Here is a 14,071-nt window from a genome sequence, read left to right as displayed (position 1 = left end):
TGACATAGGAGACCAAAATGACCGAAGCCTATATCTATGACGCCGTGCGCACTCCGCGCGGCAAGGGCCGCAAAGACGGCAGCCTGCATGAGGTGACTTCCGTTGCCCTCTCAACCACCGTGCTCAACAACCTGAAATCCCGCAACAACCTCGAAGGCCACGCGGTCGAGGATGTGATCTGGGGCAACGTGACCCAGGTGAAGGAACAGGGCGGCTGTCTGGCCCGCACCGCGGTTCTGGCATCCGAGCTGGATGAAATCATCCCTGGCTTGGCGATCAACCGTTTCTGCGCATCCGGCATGGAAGCTGTGAACCTCGCCGCCAACCAGATCAAAGGCGGCGCAGGCGAAGCCTATATCGCTGGTGGTGTGGAAATGATGGGCCGCGTGCCAATGGGCTCTGACGGCGCTGCGATTGCCGTGGATCCCTCCGTGGCGATGAACACCTATTTTGTGCCTCAGGGCATCTCTGCAGATATCATTGCAACCGAATACGGCTTCACCCGTGAGCAGGCGGACCAGCTGGCGATGGAATCTCAGCGCCGCGCCGCTCAGGCCTGGGACGAAGGCCGTTTTGACAAATCCATCGTGGCTGTCAAAGACATCAACGGGCTGACCATTCTGGACCGCGACGAATACATGCGCCCGGGCACTGACATGCAGTCCCTCGGCGGCCTGAAGCCAGCGTTCAAAGAGCAAGGCGAAGTGATGCCGGGCTTTGATAAGCTCGCGATCATGAAGTACCCGCACCTGAACAAAATCAACCACATCCACCACGCGGGCAACAGCTCCGGCATCGTGGACGGGGCTGCTGGGGTTCTGATCGGCAACAAAGAATTCGGTGAGAAATACGGCATCAAGCCGCGCGCCGTGATCAAGCAGACCGCAAAAATCGGTCTGGACCCAACCATCATGCTGACCGGCCCAGTGCCTGCCACCCAGAAAATCCTGAAGGATTCCGGCATGCAAATCAGCGACTTCGACCTGTTTGAAGTCAACGAAGCCTTTGCATCCGTTGTGCTGCGCTTCCAGCAGGCCTTCGACGTGGATCCAGAGCTGGTGAACGTAAACGGCGGCTCCATCGCAATGGGTCACCCGCTGGGCGCGACCGGCGCGATCATCATCGGCACGCTGCTCGACGAACTGGAGCGTCAGGACAAAGAAGTTGGCCTCGCCACGCTCTGCATCGCCTCCGGCATGGGTGCAGCCACCATCATCGAACGCGTGTAATCCGCCGACAACAGGATAAGAGACATGACTGATTTCACAATGAACGTCGGCGACAACGGTGTCGCCATCATCACCTGGGACGTGGCTGACAAATCCATGAACGTCCTGCGCCGTGACTCCTTTGGCGAGCTGGACGCGCTGATCGATGAAGTGCTGTCCAACGACGACATCAAAGGCGCTGTGATCACCTCTGGTAAGAGCACCTTTGCGGGCGGTATGGACCTGAACGTGCTGGGCACCATCCGTGCGGACGCAGGTGACGAGCCAGCGCAGGCGCTGTTTGACTTCACCATGACCGGCCACAAATTCCTGCGCAAAATCGAGCGCGCGGGTATGGACCCGAAGACCAACAAAGGCGGCAAGCCAATTGCAACCGCCCTGCCCGGGACCGCGCTTGGCATTGGTCTGGAAATCCCGCTGGCGACACACCGCATCTTTGCGTCCGACAACCCGAAGGCCAAAATTGGTCTGCCGGAAATCATGGTTGGCATTTTCCCGGGCATGGGCGGCACCACCCGCTTTATCCGTATGATGGGCGCAATGGCGGCCTCCCCGTTCTTGCTGCAAGGCAAGCTGGTAGACCCCAAGAAAGCCAAAGCAGCGGGCATCATCCACGAAGTGGTGGACGATCCTGTGGCGGCGGCAACCGAATGGGTGCTGAACGCAACCGACGCGGACATCCTGAAGCCTTGGGACGCCAAAGGCTACAAAATGCCGGGTGGCGAGCCTTATCACCCAGCAGGCTTCATGACCTTTGCAGGCGCATCCGCCATGGTCAACGGCAACACCTGGGGCGTGTACCCGGCCGCCAAAGCCATGCTGTCTGCGATCTATGAAGGCGCACAGGTGCCATTTGACACCGCCCTGAAGATCGAAGCGCGCTGGTTTGTGAACGTGCTGATGAACCCGTCTTCCTCTGCGATGATCCAATCCCTGTTCATCAACAAGGAAGCGCTGGAAAAAGGCGCCAATCGCCCGGACGTTGCAGATCAGACCGTCAAGAAAGTCGGCGTTCTGGGCGCAGGCATGATGGGTGCGGGCATCGCACTGGTGTCGGCGCAGGCAGGCATCGAAGTGGTGCTGATCGACACCTCGCAAGAGGCGGCTGACCGCGGCAAATCCTACTCCGAGACTTTCCTCGACAAAGGCATCAAGCGCGGCAAGATCACCGCTGAAAAGAAAGAGGCCGTGCTGGGGCAGATCACTGCGACCACCGATCTCAACACCCTCTCTGACGTCGATCTGATCATCGAAGCCGTCTTTGAAGACGTGGGCGTGAAAGCCGAGATGACCAAAAAGGTCGAGGCGATCATTCCTGAAGACGCGATCTTTGCCTCCAACACCTCCACCTTGCCGATCACCGGTCTGGCCGAGGCATCCGTGCGCAAAGATCAGTTCATCGGCATCCACTTCTTCTCCCCTGTGGAGCGGATGGCGCTGGTTGAGATCATCAAAGGCAAAGAAACCGGCCCACGTGCCGTTGCCAAAGCGCTCGACTATGTACGTCAGATCAAGAAGACCCCGATCGTTGTGAACGACGAACGCTTCTTCTACGCCAACCGCTGCATCATTCCTTACATCAACGAAGGCACGATGATGGCTGGCGAAGGTGTGTCCCGTCCGCTTCTGGACCACGCGGCACAGCTGCTTGGCTTCCCGGTTGGTCCGATCCAGCTGGTGGATGAAACCTCTTTGGATCTGGGTGCAAAAATCGCCAAAGCCACCATGGCTGCGATGGGCGATGCCTATCCGAAGTCCGTTGCTGACGATGTGACCTTCTGGATGGTGGAAGAAGGCCGTCTGGGCCGTAAGGCGAAGGCTGGCTTCTTTGACTATGACGAAAAAGGCAAGCGTCTGGATTACTGGGAAGGCTTCAACGAGAAGTTCCCACTTCTGGAAGAACAGCCAGAGCTGATCGACGTACAGCACCGCCTGCTGTTCCCTCAGGTTCTGGAAGCTGTGCGCTCTCTGGAAGCGGGTGTTCTGGAAGACATCCGTGAAGGTGACGTGGGCGCGATCCTTGGCTGGGGCTTCATGCCTTGGTCCGGTGGCCCGTTCAGCTGGCTCGACATCGTGGGTGCTGCTTGGGCGGCAGAGCGCTGTGACCAGCTGACCGCGAAGTATGGCGAGCGCTTCTCCTGCCCGCCGCTGCTGCGCGAAATGGCAGAGAAGGGTGAAACCTTCTACGGCCGTTTTGGCCCGGAAGCAAAAGCGGCCGCGTAATCATCGCAGACAGATGACAAGAAGCGCTCGCCGTTTGGCGGGCGCTTTTTTGTTGTGAAAGCCGGTATTTAGAAAGTGCGGCGCGGCGCAATTACGCAGCGCGGCGCAGCTCTTCCGGGTTGCCATAGACAGCCTGTACTGGCCCGCTTTGCAAAAGCGCCTTGGCCTCAAAGACCGGCATCAGGTTGTAATTGGCCGCGCGGCCAAAGCGGGGCTGTACACCGGCCCGCACACCCCAGATAGATTGGGAAAACAACAGGGCACCGCCGTTGACAAACACCATCTGATCTTCGGCAAAAGCGGGCAGATAAGCTCTCAACTCATCTGCGGGCTCAAGCCGGGAAACGCCCGCAAAAACCTCAAGCGCAGCGCCGGGGATAACCGCAAAGGGATCGCCCCATTTGTCGCGCACAGTCGGGCTTTCGATCAAGACGCCCTGATGTGGCTGTACGATCATGTCCTGCCGGTTGTCCAAAGTGCCCTTGGGCACCAGCAATGGCCGCAACTTGTTTGGCGTCAGCTGTTCAGGCGACAGGATCAGATCCGATGACATCGCCATAATGCGCTGAAATCCGGCGTCAAAGGTGAGCACTTCGTCACCCACGCTCAGGCTCTCGACCGTCGCCCAGCCGCCGGGTGTCGCCACCCGCGTGCCCTGCACAAATCCACAGCCTGCCGTGATCAGCACAGGCCGTATCCCCGCAGCCTGTTTGCGCGCAGCCAAGGCCTTGATCGCCTTATCACGAATTGATCCCACCGGATGTTCCATCGGCACCGTAAAGTCCCCAACGCTTTCCATAAATCCACTGCACGCCCCCACTGAGGAAGCAATGCGCCCCAAATGCGATTGTTTTGTGTCAGTGTTGAAAAAGTGTGAACAATCTCAGTTGCTTAAATATCATTCATTCCAAACTTATTATAAATCACGTCCGAACGATGGCGGCGAAATGGTACCGTGCCGCAAATCTGCCGTGTCAAAAGCAGATTTTCATTCTCCGCTGAATCACACTCAGTTCCGCCAGAACGCCAAAGTTTCTTGATCCAGATGCGGTTAACGGGTTTCTATTCGGGGACCAAAAAACACACCGCTGAAACGGTGGACGACAGGGAGGATGCGTCGATGGGTTGGATGGCCGATGAAACTGGCTTGGAAAAATGCGCTGCAAATTTTGTGCCGCTCACACCGCTTTCGGGACTGAGACGCGCGGCGACGGTGTTTCCCAACCGCATCGCGATGGTGAGTGGTGACACCCGTCTGACCTACAAAGACTACCACGAAAGCTGCACGCGACTGGCCTCTGGCCTTGCCAACCTGGGTGTGGCCTCAGGCGATGTTGTCGCCACCCTGCTGCCCAACGTTCGCGCAGCCGCTGAGGCGCATTTTGGTGTGCCTGCCTGCGGCGCAGTGCTCAATGCGATCAACATCCGGCTCGATGTGCATACGGTGGCCTATATCTTCGGTCACGGCGAAGCCAAGGTTGTGCTTGTGGACAGCGCTTTTGTGGCGCTTGCAGAAGCCGCCATTGCAGAGATGGACGGCGATGGCCCCACAATTGTCGAGGTGCCAGATGACGCCGCAGGCTTCCCGGCGAGCGGCAAATACAAGACCTATGAGGCGCTGCTGGCGTCCGGAGATCCGGCGTTTGACTGGATCATGCCGAAGGATGAGTGGGAGAGCATCGCGCTGAACTACACCTCCGGCACCACGGGCCAGCCCAAGGGCGTGGTGTACCACCATCGCGGCGCTTATCTGAATGCGATGGGGCAGGTTCTGAGCTGGCAGATGACGCTCTATCCTGTGTATCTGATGGTGGTGCCGCTGTTTCATTGCAACGGCTGGTGCCACACATGGCTGATGCCCATGATGGGGGGCACGCTGATCTGCTGCCGCGACGTTGCCGCAAAGCCGATCTTTGATGCCATTGCTGATGAGGGCGTGACCCATATGGGAGGCGCGCCGATTGTCCTCAATATGATGGTGAACGCACCGGAGGAAGAGCGCCGCAGCTTTGATCATGTGGTCGAAGTCTTCACCGCGGGCGCGCCACCTGCCCCGGCCATCTTGGCCAAGTTCGAGCCTATGGGGTTCAACGTGACCCAGATCTATGGGCTGACCGAAGTCTACGGCCCTGTCACCGAGTGCCTGTGGGACGACACCCGTTGGGACGGGTTGGACACAGCAGAGCGTGCTGCGATCAAAGCGCGACAGGGTGTGACGATGCCCTTCATCGAAGAGGTGACTGTCACCAACGAAAAACTGGAACAGATTGCGATGGATAGCGTTTCGGATGGCGAAATCATGATCCGCGGCAACGCGGTTATGAAAGGCTATCTGAAGAACCCGGAGGCAACCCACGAGGCCTTTGCCGGTGGCTATTTCCACTCTGGCGATATCGCCGTGCAGCACCCTGACAGCTATATCCAGATCACGGATCGCGCCAAGGACATCATCATCTCCGGTGGTGAAAACATCAGCTCTGTCGAAGTGGAGGCAACCTTGATGCACCATCCTTCCGTCAGCCTGGCGGCCGTGGTGGCCAAGCCGGATGAGAAATGGGGAGAGGTGCCTTGTGCCTTTGTCGAGCTGTTGGAAGGCGCAGATGCGGCAGAAGCGGAGGTGATCGCCTTTGCCCGTGAGCATCTGGCGGGCTTTAAGACACCAAAGAAAGTTGTGTTTGGCGAATTGCCAAAGACCTCGACTGGCAAAATCCAGAAGTTTGCGCTGCGAGAGCAGGCCAAGACACTTTAGAGGCTCCTGCCCTGCTAAGGTGTCACTCGAAACATTTTTTGCGCCAATGACATCCCTTCGGCGGATTGGCGCAAAAAGTTGAGGCATTTGGCAGAACGCTCTGGTAGACTCTGGGCAACGACCGTAAATGGCACCGATATGAGCAGCACTCCTAAGATTGAAGACGGGTTGCGTGAGAAAATCATCTCGCAGCCGGATGTGATCCTTGAAGATCGCGATCTGATGCGCGCGTTGATCGCGGCAAATGAAAAGACCATGGGCGGCAATATTGTCGACCTGCGTGGCATTGCCATGGAACGTCTTGAAGCGCGTCTGGACCGGCTGGAGGACACCCACCGCAGCGTGATTGCGGCGGCTTATGACAATCTGGCGGGCACCAATCAGGTGCATCGTGCGATCCTGCGGATGCTGGATCCGGTGGAATTTGAACGGTTCCTCCATGATCTTGGCGGCGAAGTGGCCGATATTCTGCGTGTGGACGCGATCCGGCTGGTGCTGGAAACCGAGCAGGAAACCGAAGGCGACAACGCTCTGGCGCGGCTTGGTGATGTGCTGTCAACAGCGGCTCCCGGGTTTGTCGAGGATTACCTGACCGGCGGGCGCAACATACCACAACGACAGGTCACGTTGCGCCAGGTGCAGGGCGTGCGCACGGAGGTCTATGGCGAGGACAGCGACTGGATCCGCTCGGAAGCCTGTCTGAAACTGGATTTTGGCAAGGGCCGCCTGCCCGGGCTGCTGGTGATGGGCGCGGAAGATCCGCATCAGTTCACACCACAACAAGGCACTGATTTGCTGGCGTTTTTTGCCGGTGTATTTGAACGCGCCATGCGCCGCTGGCTGGCGTGATCAGCGCCGCAGCGTCTGACGCGATCACGCGCTTTCTGGCCCATAAGGCCGCATTGGAGGCGGCCTCAAACAACACCATCGCCGCCTATGAGCGCGATCTTATTGAATTCATGAGCTTTCTGACCCTGCATAAGGGCGAACCGCAGGGGCTTGCGCCTTTGATGCAGGTGTCTGTGCAGGACATGCGCAGCTGGATGGCGAACGCGCGAAAAACCGGAATTGCGCCACGCTCTCTGGCGCGTAAGCTCTCGGCAGTAAAGAGTTTTTTCCGCTGGCTTGCAGAGCGGGAAGGCTGTGATCCAACCGCGGTTCTGGCCACCCGAGCGCCCAAATTCAATGCCAAGCTGCCACGTCCGCTGTCTGAGGATGCGGCCAAGCAAGTGCTTGAAACTGTTGAGCTACAGTCCAAAGACGATTGGGTCGGGGCGCGAGACACCGCGGTGATCACCCTGCTCTATGGCTGTGGTCTGCGGATTTCCGAGGCGCTGAGCCTGACCGGCGCAGATGCCCCTTTGCCCAGCACATTGCGCATTCTCGGCAAAGGCGGCAAGGAACGGATCGTGCCCGTATTAGACGCAGCGCGGGTATCGGTCGACCATTATATTTCCCTTTGCCCACATGATCTTAACCGAGATGCGCCGTTGTTTCGTGGCGTGCGTGGCGGCCCTTTGAGTGCGCGGATCGTGCAGATGGCCATGCAGAAGACACGGCAACAGCTGGGCTTGCCCGCGACCGCCACCCCCCATGCGATGCGGCACAGTTTTGCCACCCATCTGCTGAGCGCCGGTGGTGATTTGCGCGCCATTCAGGAGCTGTTGGGGCATGCCTCTCTCGCGACCACGCAGACCTATACGCAGGTCGATGCGGCGCGTCTTATGGAGGTCTATAACGCCACCCATCCAAAGGCGTGAGCGTCAAAAGGTTAACGGCGAAAATCGCCTGTTTTGAACGTCGGCATTGCGTCTGTATCGCGGCTGTATCGCGGAGGTGCGAAAATCGGGGCCTAAAATGGTTAACCGGGCGACATCGCAGGAGGTTGAGGGGCCAGCCCCTCCGCCGCAGCAAGCTGCGTGGGGCTCCGCCCGTTCGCCGCTAAAACTGTCCACCGGACAGTTTATGAGACGCGGCTCACCCCCGGGATATTGGGGGAATGAGAAGACTGGGCGATGCTGCGCCCGTGTTTTGCTATTGGTGCCAAATGCTCAAGGAGGTGACATATGAAAGAAACCGTCCTGCCGGAGGTGCCGGATGCCAAATCTCCGGCTGGTGCCGACATTCGTTTCATTATGCATGGCACCACTGGGAATATGATCCACAGCACCGTTCCCCCGGGCCAGATCAACAGGGCAACCGTTCACCGGAGCGTCAGCGAGTTCTGGTATGTTCTGGAAGGACAGGGCGAGATCTGGCGGCGCGACGAGCGCGAAGAAAGAGTGACCTCCCTCGCGCCCGGTGTGTCGATTGATATTCCCGTGGGAACAGCGTTTCAGTACCGGTGCACCGGAGAGGTGCCGCTGACATTCATATGTATCACCATGCCGCCATGGCCGGGCGATCAGGAAGCTTCCCATGTTGACGGGGCGTGGGTGCCAACCGTCTAACCAATCGCGCGCGCCTTTCAGCTGCGCCCCTGTGGCACGACCTCATAACCCGGCTCTTCGGGTTCATCATCCACCATCTCGGGCGGGAAGCCGGGGGCCAACACGGAAAGCCCAGTGGCCTCTTCCAGCCGCTTGATGATGTTGGGGCTGAGCTCTCTTTCCCCGTAGCGGGCGATGGCGTCGTCAAACATCGAGATCATCAGCGGGTTGAGCTCCAGCGGCACGCCAGCACGGTCGGCCACATCCTGAAACAGGCCAATGTCCTTTTTGACCAGATCCATGGTGAACGAGATGTCGCGGGAACCGTTGAGGATGACCTGACTTTCGGTTTCATGGCTGAAGGAATTGCCGGAGCTGATCTTGATCGCCTCATAGGCGGTGTTGAGATCCATACCGGCAGCGGCGCAGGTGGTGAGCGCCTCGGCACTGGCCACGAGATGCGCGGTGGCGAGATAGTTGGTGACCACTTTGAGCACGGAGGCCGAGCCGAGATCACCGGTGTGCAACACACGCCGCCCCATGGTGGTCAGCAGCGGCAGGATGCGCTCAAAGGTGGCGCGGTCACAGCCTGCAAAGATGGAGATATTGCCGGTATCCGCGCGGTGGCAGCCGCCCGACACCGGGCAATCCACCGCCGCGCCGCCTGCGGCGATGACCAGCGCGCCAAGGCGCTTGGCCTCGGCTTCATCGGTGGTGGACATTTCCATCCAGATTTTGCCGGGACGCACCTCTGGCAGCATCTCCTGCATCACCGCATCTGAGGCGGCGGGGGACGGCAGGCAGGTGATGACCACGTCACAGAGGCGCATCAGCTCCGCCGGGCCGGAGACCGCCTTGGCCCCGTCCGCCAGTTTGTCCGCCACCAGATCGACATTCAGATCATGGACATAAAGCTCTTTGCCATTTCTGAGCAGGCTGCCGCTGAGTTTGCCGCCCACATTGCCCAATCCGATAAAGCCGATTTTCATGATCTCTCCCGCATTTTGATTGCCCTCAGCCTGTGCGGGGGGTGTCAGCAGATCAGGTCAAGGAGCGACATTTGTGGCGTTTTTGGCTGATGAATGGGCAAAGAGCTGCCCCGGTGCCTCCGGCGAAAGCGGCGCGCCGGAGAGCTGCGCCATATGCCAGGCGAGCACGGAATTGGAGCTGAGAACTGGTTTGTTGAGCGTGGCCTCCAGATCGGCGATCACATCCAGTGTCTGCAGGTTGGTGCAGCTGAGAAAGACGGCATCAACCGCCTGTTGGCCCACCTTGAGGGCGGCGGATTTGACAGACTCTGCGGTGATGCGGGCGACGTTTTCCTCCCCTGCCTCGCCAAAAGACACAAGCGCTGGGACCGAAATGCCTGCGGCCTCAAAGGCGTGCTGCACGGGGAGGGAGACCTCGGCCACATAAGGTGTGACCATGCCAAGGCGTGTGATGTTCAGCGCGCGGCAGGCGGCGATGGCGGCGGTGAGCGGATCGGTCACGGCGGGGGTTTCCACACCCTGCTCAACAAGCGCGGCCACTTTGGCGGCTCCGATCATGGTGGTGCCTGAGGTGCAGCCGTAGCCAACCACATCAAAGCGGGCGGCAGGCGGGAAGAGCGCAGCGCTGGCGGGCAGGGTTTGGGACATTTCCTGCAGGGTGTCGGTGGTGACTTCGGCTCCCGACGGCACACGGCTGGTGTAAAGTGCGAGGTCGCGGGAGGGGAAGAGGCGGCGGAAATCCTGCTCCAGCGTTTCGTCAAACTTGAGCACGATGAGGCCCAGTGTGTGGTGACCAGAGGCGGGTGTGCCGAGCGTGAAGGGGACGGTGTCCATAGGGTTACCTCAGGATCGGAAGCGCGGCGGGGGCGCGGCTGGAAAGGAGCGCGCAGCCATGCTCGCGCAGGACGATGTTTTCTTCATGCACCTGAAAGAGGCCCGGGGCGATCTCTACGCCCGGCTCCAGCGTGAGCACCATACCAGCACGCAGTTCTGTGGTGTCATGTGGGGTGAAACTGGGCCATTCGGTGAGCGTGATGCCAAGGCCGTGGCCCAGCCGCCCGCCGCCGGGGGTGGCGCCTTGAGCGGTAAGGCTGTCGACAAACATGGCGTGCACATCGCAGGCGCGGTGGCCGGGGCGCAAGGCGGCAAGCACGTGGTCGGTGGCTTGATAGAGGTGATCGTAGGCGCGTTTGGCGGCGTCATCGGCGCGGGTGATGGCGAAGTTGCGGTCAAAATCGCAGAAGTAGCCGTCCAGCACTGCGCCGGTATCGAGCATGAGGATGTCACCTGCGGTGAGGTGCTGATCGCCAGCGGGAGAGATCACATCGCCGTAGCCGCCCTGCCCTGCGCCGCCAGCGGTGTAGCTGACCCAATCAGAGCCTTCCTCCAGAAGCACACGCTGGAAATCACGAAAAACCTGCGCGTGGGTGCGGCCTTCAGCGGCGTACTCCGCGATGCGGGCAAAGCTGCGGTCGGCCACCGCGCAGGTGGCACGGATTTTGGCGATCTCGGCCTCTGATTTGATTTCACGGGTGCGTTGGAGCGTCTCAGTGGCATCCACAAAGCGGCGGGGCGCGAGGGTTTGGGTGAGTTGGGTGTAGTCAGCCAGCGGCATGCGCAGCTGTGTTTCAAGGCCCATGGGAACACCGATGGTGCCCGTTGCAGGGACGATTTCGGCAAGCGTGTCGCTGAGCAGGCTGAGGCCATCATCGCCGGGAAAGGGGGCGTCCCATGTGCGGATGTCGGTGATCCAGGTCTTGCTCATGAGGTCTGCGCCGATGGCGGGGATCACGGCGATGGGGGTGCCGATGGCTGGGATGAGGACAAACCACGGGCGGGCGGGGCTTTCCCAGAAACGGGTGAGGAAGCCGGTGGTGTAAAAGATGTCGGCCGCAGAGGTCAGCAGCAGGGCGGATTGGCCTGCGCGAGCCATGGCGGTTTGCAGGCGGGAGATACGGGCCGCGAACTCGTCAGGGGGGAAGCCGCGGGCGGGCATCGGCTCAGACATCTTCGGGCCCTTCGCTGACAATGGTGAGAATGCGGGCGTCTGGGCCAAGGTCTGGACGTTTGAGCAGCGCGGCGGCGACACCGGCCACACCGGAGGGGGTGCTGGCGATGCCGTGGGCTTTGAGGGTTGCGACAGCCGCGCGGGCCTCTTTTTCAGAAATGGTCGCGAAGCTGTCGGCATCCACCGCCAGCCCATTAAGCGCCACCATGGAGGCGGTTTTGCAATCCAGACGGCCCATATCGGAAACCGGACCGGTGGTGTCCACAAGCTGGCCTGCGCGGATGGATTCGATCAGCGCGGGGGCGGCCTCGGGCTCCACCACGGTGATCTGCGGCGCATCGCCCCAAGTGGCGCGGGCAAAGGCGGCGACGGCGGCGGCGAGGCCGCCGACACCTGCCTGAAGGAAGATATGTGTGGGCGGCGCGGGAATTTGCGCGGCAGCCTCGGACGCCATTTGCAGGTAACCCTCCATGACGCGGTAGCCCGACGCCTCATTGCCCATCCATGTGCTGTCAGAGAGCAGTGTCCAGCCATTGGCCTCTGCGGCGGCTTCGGCGGCGGCCATGCTGGCTTCATAGTCGTCACCCGCCCAAGCGACCTCTGCCCCCTGTGCCTCAAGGCGGGCACCAAAGGCGGCCGGGACCGTGTGGGCGAGGTAGATCACCGCCTTGGCCCCGAAGATGCGCGCGCCAGCTGCGACGGACATGCCGTGATTGCCTGCTGACGCAGTGACATAGGTGCGGCCCGTCAGGGCTTTGGACCAGTCGGAAGGGTCTGTGCGGGCCGCATCGTGGGCGATGGCGTAGGCCGCGCCGAGCGCTTTGAAGGAGCCAAGGCCCATACGGCTGCGCTCGTCTTTGATGTGGAAGCGCGTCACCCCAAGCATGGCAGCGAGATCGGTCATATCGCGCAGCGGGGTTTCGGCGTGGGCCGGACAAAGCGCAAGCAGCTTGGCCACCGCTGCGGCATCCCGGCTTGGGAGCGTGTCAGATTGACGGGTCGGGAGGCCTTGGCTGCGAAACGGGTTGGCTAGGGTATCGGTCATGGGGTTGGGGGACTTTCCAAAAGGGATTTCAAACGTGCCACCTCCCCTGCCCGCATCCGGCCATCGCGCATTTCAAACAGCGCGCGCACTTCGGTGCCCTCAAAGGCGAGATCCTCCCCGACATATCCGAGATGGGACAGACGGTAAGATTTGGCGGCCCAATCGGTGATTTCCATGCGGATGGTCAGCAGATCGCCATCCCTGAGCGGGCGGCGGAATTTGGCTTGGGTTTCCATGAGGCCAAGACCCTTTGCGCCAAGGTGTGCACAGACCGCTGCGTGGCCGCCGTAGGCTTGCAGAAACCGCTGAAAGGTGCCGTCCATCCACCGGTAGATATTGGGGTAGTAGACGATGCCCGCCGGATCGCAATCGCCAAAGACAACGTGGTGGTGGTGCTCATGAGTGAAGCGCATGGGGTGGTTCCGATTGTGGCCAGTTCATCGGCCAGATTGGGTGCCGCGGGCGGGAATGGCAATGATTGCTTTGGGTTGACAGAAGAGAGGTGCAGAGCAGAGGGTAGCGCCAAGATCTGGGCATCTTGCCCTCAGGTTGGCAAATGAGAGGCAATGTGCTCTCATTTTTAAACATGAGCGATCAAATTGGCTATGACTTTGGATGACACGGACCGGCGGCTGCTGACCGCGCTGCAAAAGAACAACCGGCTGACCGCAGATGAGCTGGGAGAGATCGCGGGGGTCTCACGCTCCGCCGTGCAGCGGCGGGTCACGCGGTTGCGGGAGATTGGCGTGATTGAAGCGGATATTTCGGTGGTGTCCGCCAAGGCCGTGGGGCGGCCCATGACCTTCATTGTGGAGGTCGAAATGGAGCGGGAACGCACGGATCTTTTGGATGAATTCCGCCGCTCGATGCTGCAGCTGGATGATGTGCAGCAGTGTTACTACGTCACCGGGCAGGCGGATTTCATTCTTGTCGTCACCGCGCCGGATATGACAGCCTATGAGGAGTTCAGTCGCCGGGTGTTCAACGATAACCCGAACATTCGCCGGTTTCACAGCAATGTGGTGATTGACCGGGTCAAAGCCGGGCTGCAGGTGCCGGTTTAGGGCCGCTGGCAGACACGGCCCGAGACAAACCTAGCTGCAGCAGCTGCAGGAGGAGGTTTTGGCCGCCGGTTGAAGATCATCCTCGATCAACGGCAACTCACCGGTGAGCGCGAGCGCAGGAATGCCAAGCGCGCCAGCGATGCGGATGACCGTCGTCTCTGGCAGAGCCGCACCTTTGGAGGCGGTTTCAAGCTTGGTCAATTGACGCTCTGTGAGGCTGGTAAGTTTGGCAAGCTTGGGTCGCCCGAGCTTGCGCGCCTTGCGCACGGATTTCAAACGCTGAGGATCAATGGTGAGCTCGGTCACGGGGGCACCTGTCTGCAAAAAGTGTGATA

Annotated in this window: 14 protein-coding genes; 7 read left to right on the top strand and 7 right to left on the bottom strand. The window is 60.3% G+C overall.

Features of this window, described 5'->3' with window-relative positions; translation table 11 throughout:
• Positions 1 to 17 precede the first annotated feature (17 nt).
• Both J7412_RS18040 and J7412_RS18035 read left to right on the top strand, forming a co-directional pair.
• Complete coding sequence (locus J7412_RS18040) at positions 18 to 1,229, top strand: acetyl-CoA C-acetyltransferase (RefSeq protein WP_209080039.1); 1,212 nt, start codon at positions 18 to 20, stop codon at positions 1,227 to 1,229.
• A gap of 24 nt (positions 1,230 to 1,253) precedes the next feature.
• Positions 1,254 to 3,452 carry a 3-hydroxyacyl-CoA dehydrogenase NAD-binding domain-containing protein gene (locus tag J7412_RS18035; RefSeq protein WP_209080037.1) on the top strand — a complete coding sequence of 733 codons (2,199 nt, stop codon included), beginning with the start codon at positions 1,254 to 1,256 and terminating at the stop codon, positions 3,450 to 3,452.
• A gap of 91 nt (positions 3,453 to 3,543) precedes the next feature.
• Here the strand turns inward: J7412_RS18035 and J7412_RS18030 are convergent, their stop codons facing one another.
• Entirely contained in the window at positions 3,544 to 4,251 is a 708-nt protein-coding gene (locus J7412_RS18030) for a Hint domain-containing protein (RefSeq protein WP_209080035.1), read from the bottom strand.
• A gap of 321 nt (positions 4,252 to 4,572) precedes the next feature.
• Here J7412_RS18030 and J7412_RS18025 point away from each other — a divergent pair, with 321 nt between their 5' ends.
• The 4 genes from J7412_RS18025 to J7412_RS18010 all read left to right on the top strand — a co-directional run bounded on the left by J7412_RS18025 (position 4,573) and on the right by J7412_RS18010 (position 8,651).
• Positions 4,573 to 6,201: an AMP-binding protein gene (locus J7412_RS18025; RefSeq protein WP_209080033.1), complete on the top strand. Its 1,629-nt coding sequence runs from the start codon at positions 4,573 to 4,575 to the stop codon at positions 6,199 to 6,201.
• Positions 6,202 to 6,339: 138 nt separating this feature from the next.
• Positions 6,340 to 7,050 carry a DUF484 family protein gene (locus tag J7412_RS18020; RefSeq protein WP_209065367.1) on the top strand — a complete coding sequence of 237 codons (711 nt, stop codon included), beginning with the start codon at positions 6,340 to 6,342 and terminating at the stop codon, positions 7,048 to 7,050.
• Complete coding sequence (locus J7412_RS18015; RefSeq protein ID WP_348540510.1) at positions 7,047 to 7,961, top strand: tyrosine recombinase XerC; 915 nt, start codon at positions 7,047 to 7,049, stop codon at positions 7,959 to 7,961. Before J7412_RS18020 ends, J7412_RS18015 begins: the two co-directional genes overlap by 4 nt.
• Before the next feature lie 306 nt (positions 7,962 to 8,267).
• Complete coding sequence (locus tag J7412_RS18010) at positions 8,268 to 8,651, top strand: cupin domain-containing protein (protein WP_209080031.1); 384 nt, start codon at positions 8,268 to 8,270, stop codon at positions 8,649 to 8,651.
• A gap of 17 nt (positions 8,652 to 8,668) precedes the next feature.
• Here the strand turns inward: J7412_RS18010 and J7412_RS18005 are convergent, their stop codons facing one another.
• Genes J7412_RS18005 through J7412_RS17985 form a run of 5 tightly spaced genes read right to left on the bottom strand, consistent with a single transcriptional unit; the run spans position 8,669 to position 13,085 of the window.
• Positions 8,669 to 9,619: an NAD(P)-dependent oxidoreductase gene (locus J7412_RS18005; protein WP_209080029.1), complete on the bottom strand. Its 951-nt coding sequence runs from the start codon at positions 9,617 to 9,619 to the stop codon at positions 8,669 to 8,671.
• 57 nt (positions 9,620 to 9,676) lie between these two features.
• A complete protein-coding gene (locus J7412_RS18000) occupies positions 9,677 to 10,453 on the bottom strand; it encodes an aspartate/glutamate racemase family protein (RefSeq protein ID WP_209080027.1) in 777 nt (258 codons plus the stop codon).
• 4 nt (positions 10,454 to 10,457) lie between these two features.
• Complete coding sequence (locus tag J7412_RS17995) at positions 10,458 to 11,627, bottom strand: Xaa-Pro peptidase family protein (RefSeq protein WP_209080024.1); 1,170 nt, start codon at positions 11,625 to 11,627, stop codon at positions 10,458 to 10,460.
• Positions 11,620 to 12,672, bottom strand: coding sequence for a pyridoxal-phosphate dependent enzyme (locus J7412_RS17990; RefSeq protein ID WP_209080022.1), 1,053 nt, complete (start codon positions 12,670 to 12,672; stop codon positions 11,620 to 11,622). The genes J7412_RS17995 and J7412_RS17990 overlap by 8 nt, the downstream gene beginning before the upstream one ends.
• Complete coding sequence (locus tag J7412_RS17985) at positions 12,669 to 13,085, bottom strand: acyl-CoA thioesterase (RefSeq protein ID WP_209080020.1); 417 nt, start codon at positions 13,083 to 13,085, stop codon at positions 12,669 to 12,671. The genes J7412_RS17990 and J7412_RS17985 overlap by 4 nt, the downstream gene beginning before the upstream one ends.
• A gap of 192 nt (positions 13,086 to 13,277) precedes the next feature.
• Here J7412_RS17985 and J7412_RS17980 point away from each other — a divergent pair, with 192 nt between their 5' ends.
• The gene (locus J7412_RS17980; RefSeq protein WP_247742979.1) at positions 13,278 to 13,736 is read left to right on the top strand and encodes an Lrp/AsnC family transcriptional regulator; all 459 of its coding nucleotides are present in this window, start codon (positions 13,278 to 13,280) and stop codon (positions 13,734 to 13,736) included.
• Positions 13,737 to 13,766: 30 nt separating this feature from the next.
• On the opposite strand, the gene J7412_RS17975 is transcribed toward J7412_RS17980, so the two are convergent.
• On the bottom strand, positions 13,767 to 14,042 hold the full coding sequence (locus tag J7412_RS17975) for a helix-turn-helix transcriptional regulator (protein ID WP_209080019.1): 276 nt from the start codon (positions 14,040 to 14,042) through the stop codon (positions 13,767 to 13,769).
• Between the last annotated feature and the right edge of the window lie 29 nt (positions 14,043 to 14,071).

Source organism: Shimia sp. R9_3 (assembly GCF_017743755.1).
Lineage (GTDB): Bacteria > Pseudomonadota > Alphaproteobacteria > Rhodobacterales > Rhodobacteraceae > Shimia.
The sequence above is the reverse complement of the archived record's forward strand: the minus strand, read 5'-3'. Positions and strand labels throughout refer to the sequence as shown.

What these genes read in the sequence shown, in the direction of transcription:
- J7412_RS18005 (WP_209080029.1), bottom strand. Translation starts at nt 9,619, where the DNA reads ATGAAAATCGGCTTTATCGGATTGGGCAATGTGGGCGGCAAACTCAGC.
- J7412_RS17995 (WP_209080024.1), bottom strand. Translation starts at nt 11,627, where the DNA reads ATGTCTGAGCCGATGCCCGCCCGCGGCTTCCCCCCTGACGAGTTCGCG.
- J7412_RS18030 (WP_209080035.1), bottom strand. Translation starts at nt 4,251, where the DNA reads ATGGAAAGCGTTGGGGACTTTACGGTGCCGATGGAACATCCGGTGGGA.
- J7412_RS18020 (WP_209065367.1), top strand. Translation starts at nt 6,340, where the DNA reads ATGAGCAGCACTCCTAAGATTGAAGACGGGTTGCGTGAGAAAATCATC.
- J7412_RS18000 (WP_209080027.1), bottom strand. Translation starts at nt 10,453, where the DNA reads ATGGACACCGTCCCCTTCACGCTCGGCACACCCGCCTCTGGTCACCAC.
- J7412_RS18025 (WP_209080033.1), top strand. Translation starts at nt 4,573, where the DNA reads ATGGGTTGGATGGCCGATGAAACTGGCTTGGAAAAATGCGCTGCAAAT.
- J7412_RS17990 (WP_209080022.1), bottom strand. Translation starts at nt 12,672, where the DNA reads ATGACCGATACCCTAGCCAACCCGTTTCGCAGCCAAGGCCTCCCGACC.
- J7412_RS17985 (WP_209080020.1), bottom strand. Translation starts at nt 13,085, where the DNA reads ATGCGCTTCACTCATGAGCACCACCACCACGTTGTCTTTGGCGATTGC.
- J7412_RS18010 (WP_209080031.1), top strand. Translation starts at nt 8,268, where the DNA reads ATGAAAGAAACCGTCCTGCCGGAGGTGCCGGATGCCAAATCTCCGGCT.
- J7412_RS18040 (WP_209080039.1), top strand. Translation starts at nt 18, where the DNA reads ATGACCGAAGCCTATATCTATGACGCCGTGCGCACTCCGCGCGGCAAG.
- J7412_RS17980 (WP_247742979.1), top strand. Translation starts at nt 13,278, where the DNA reads ATGACTTTGGATGACACGGACCGGCGGCTGCTGACCGCGCTGCAAAAG.
- J7412_RS18035 (WP_209080037.1), top strand. Translation starts at nt 1,254, where the DNA reads ATGACTGATTTCACAATGAACGTCGGCGACAACGGTGTCGCCATCATC.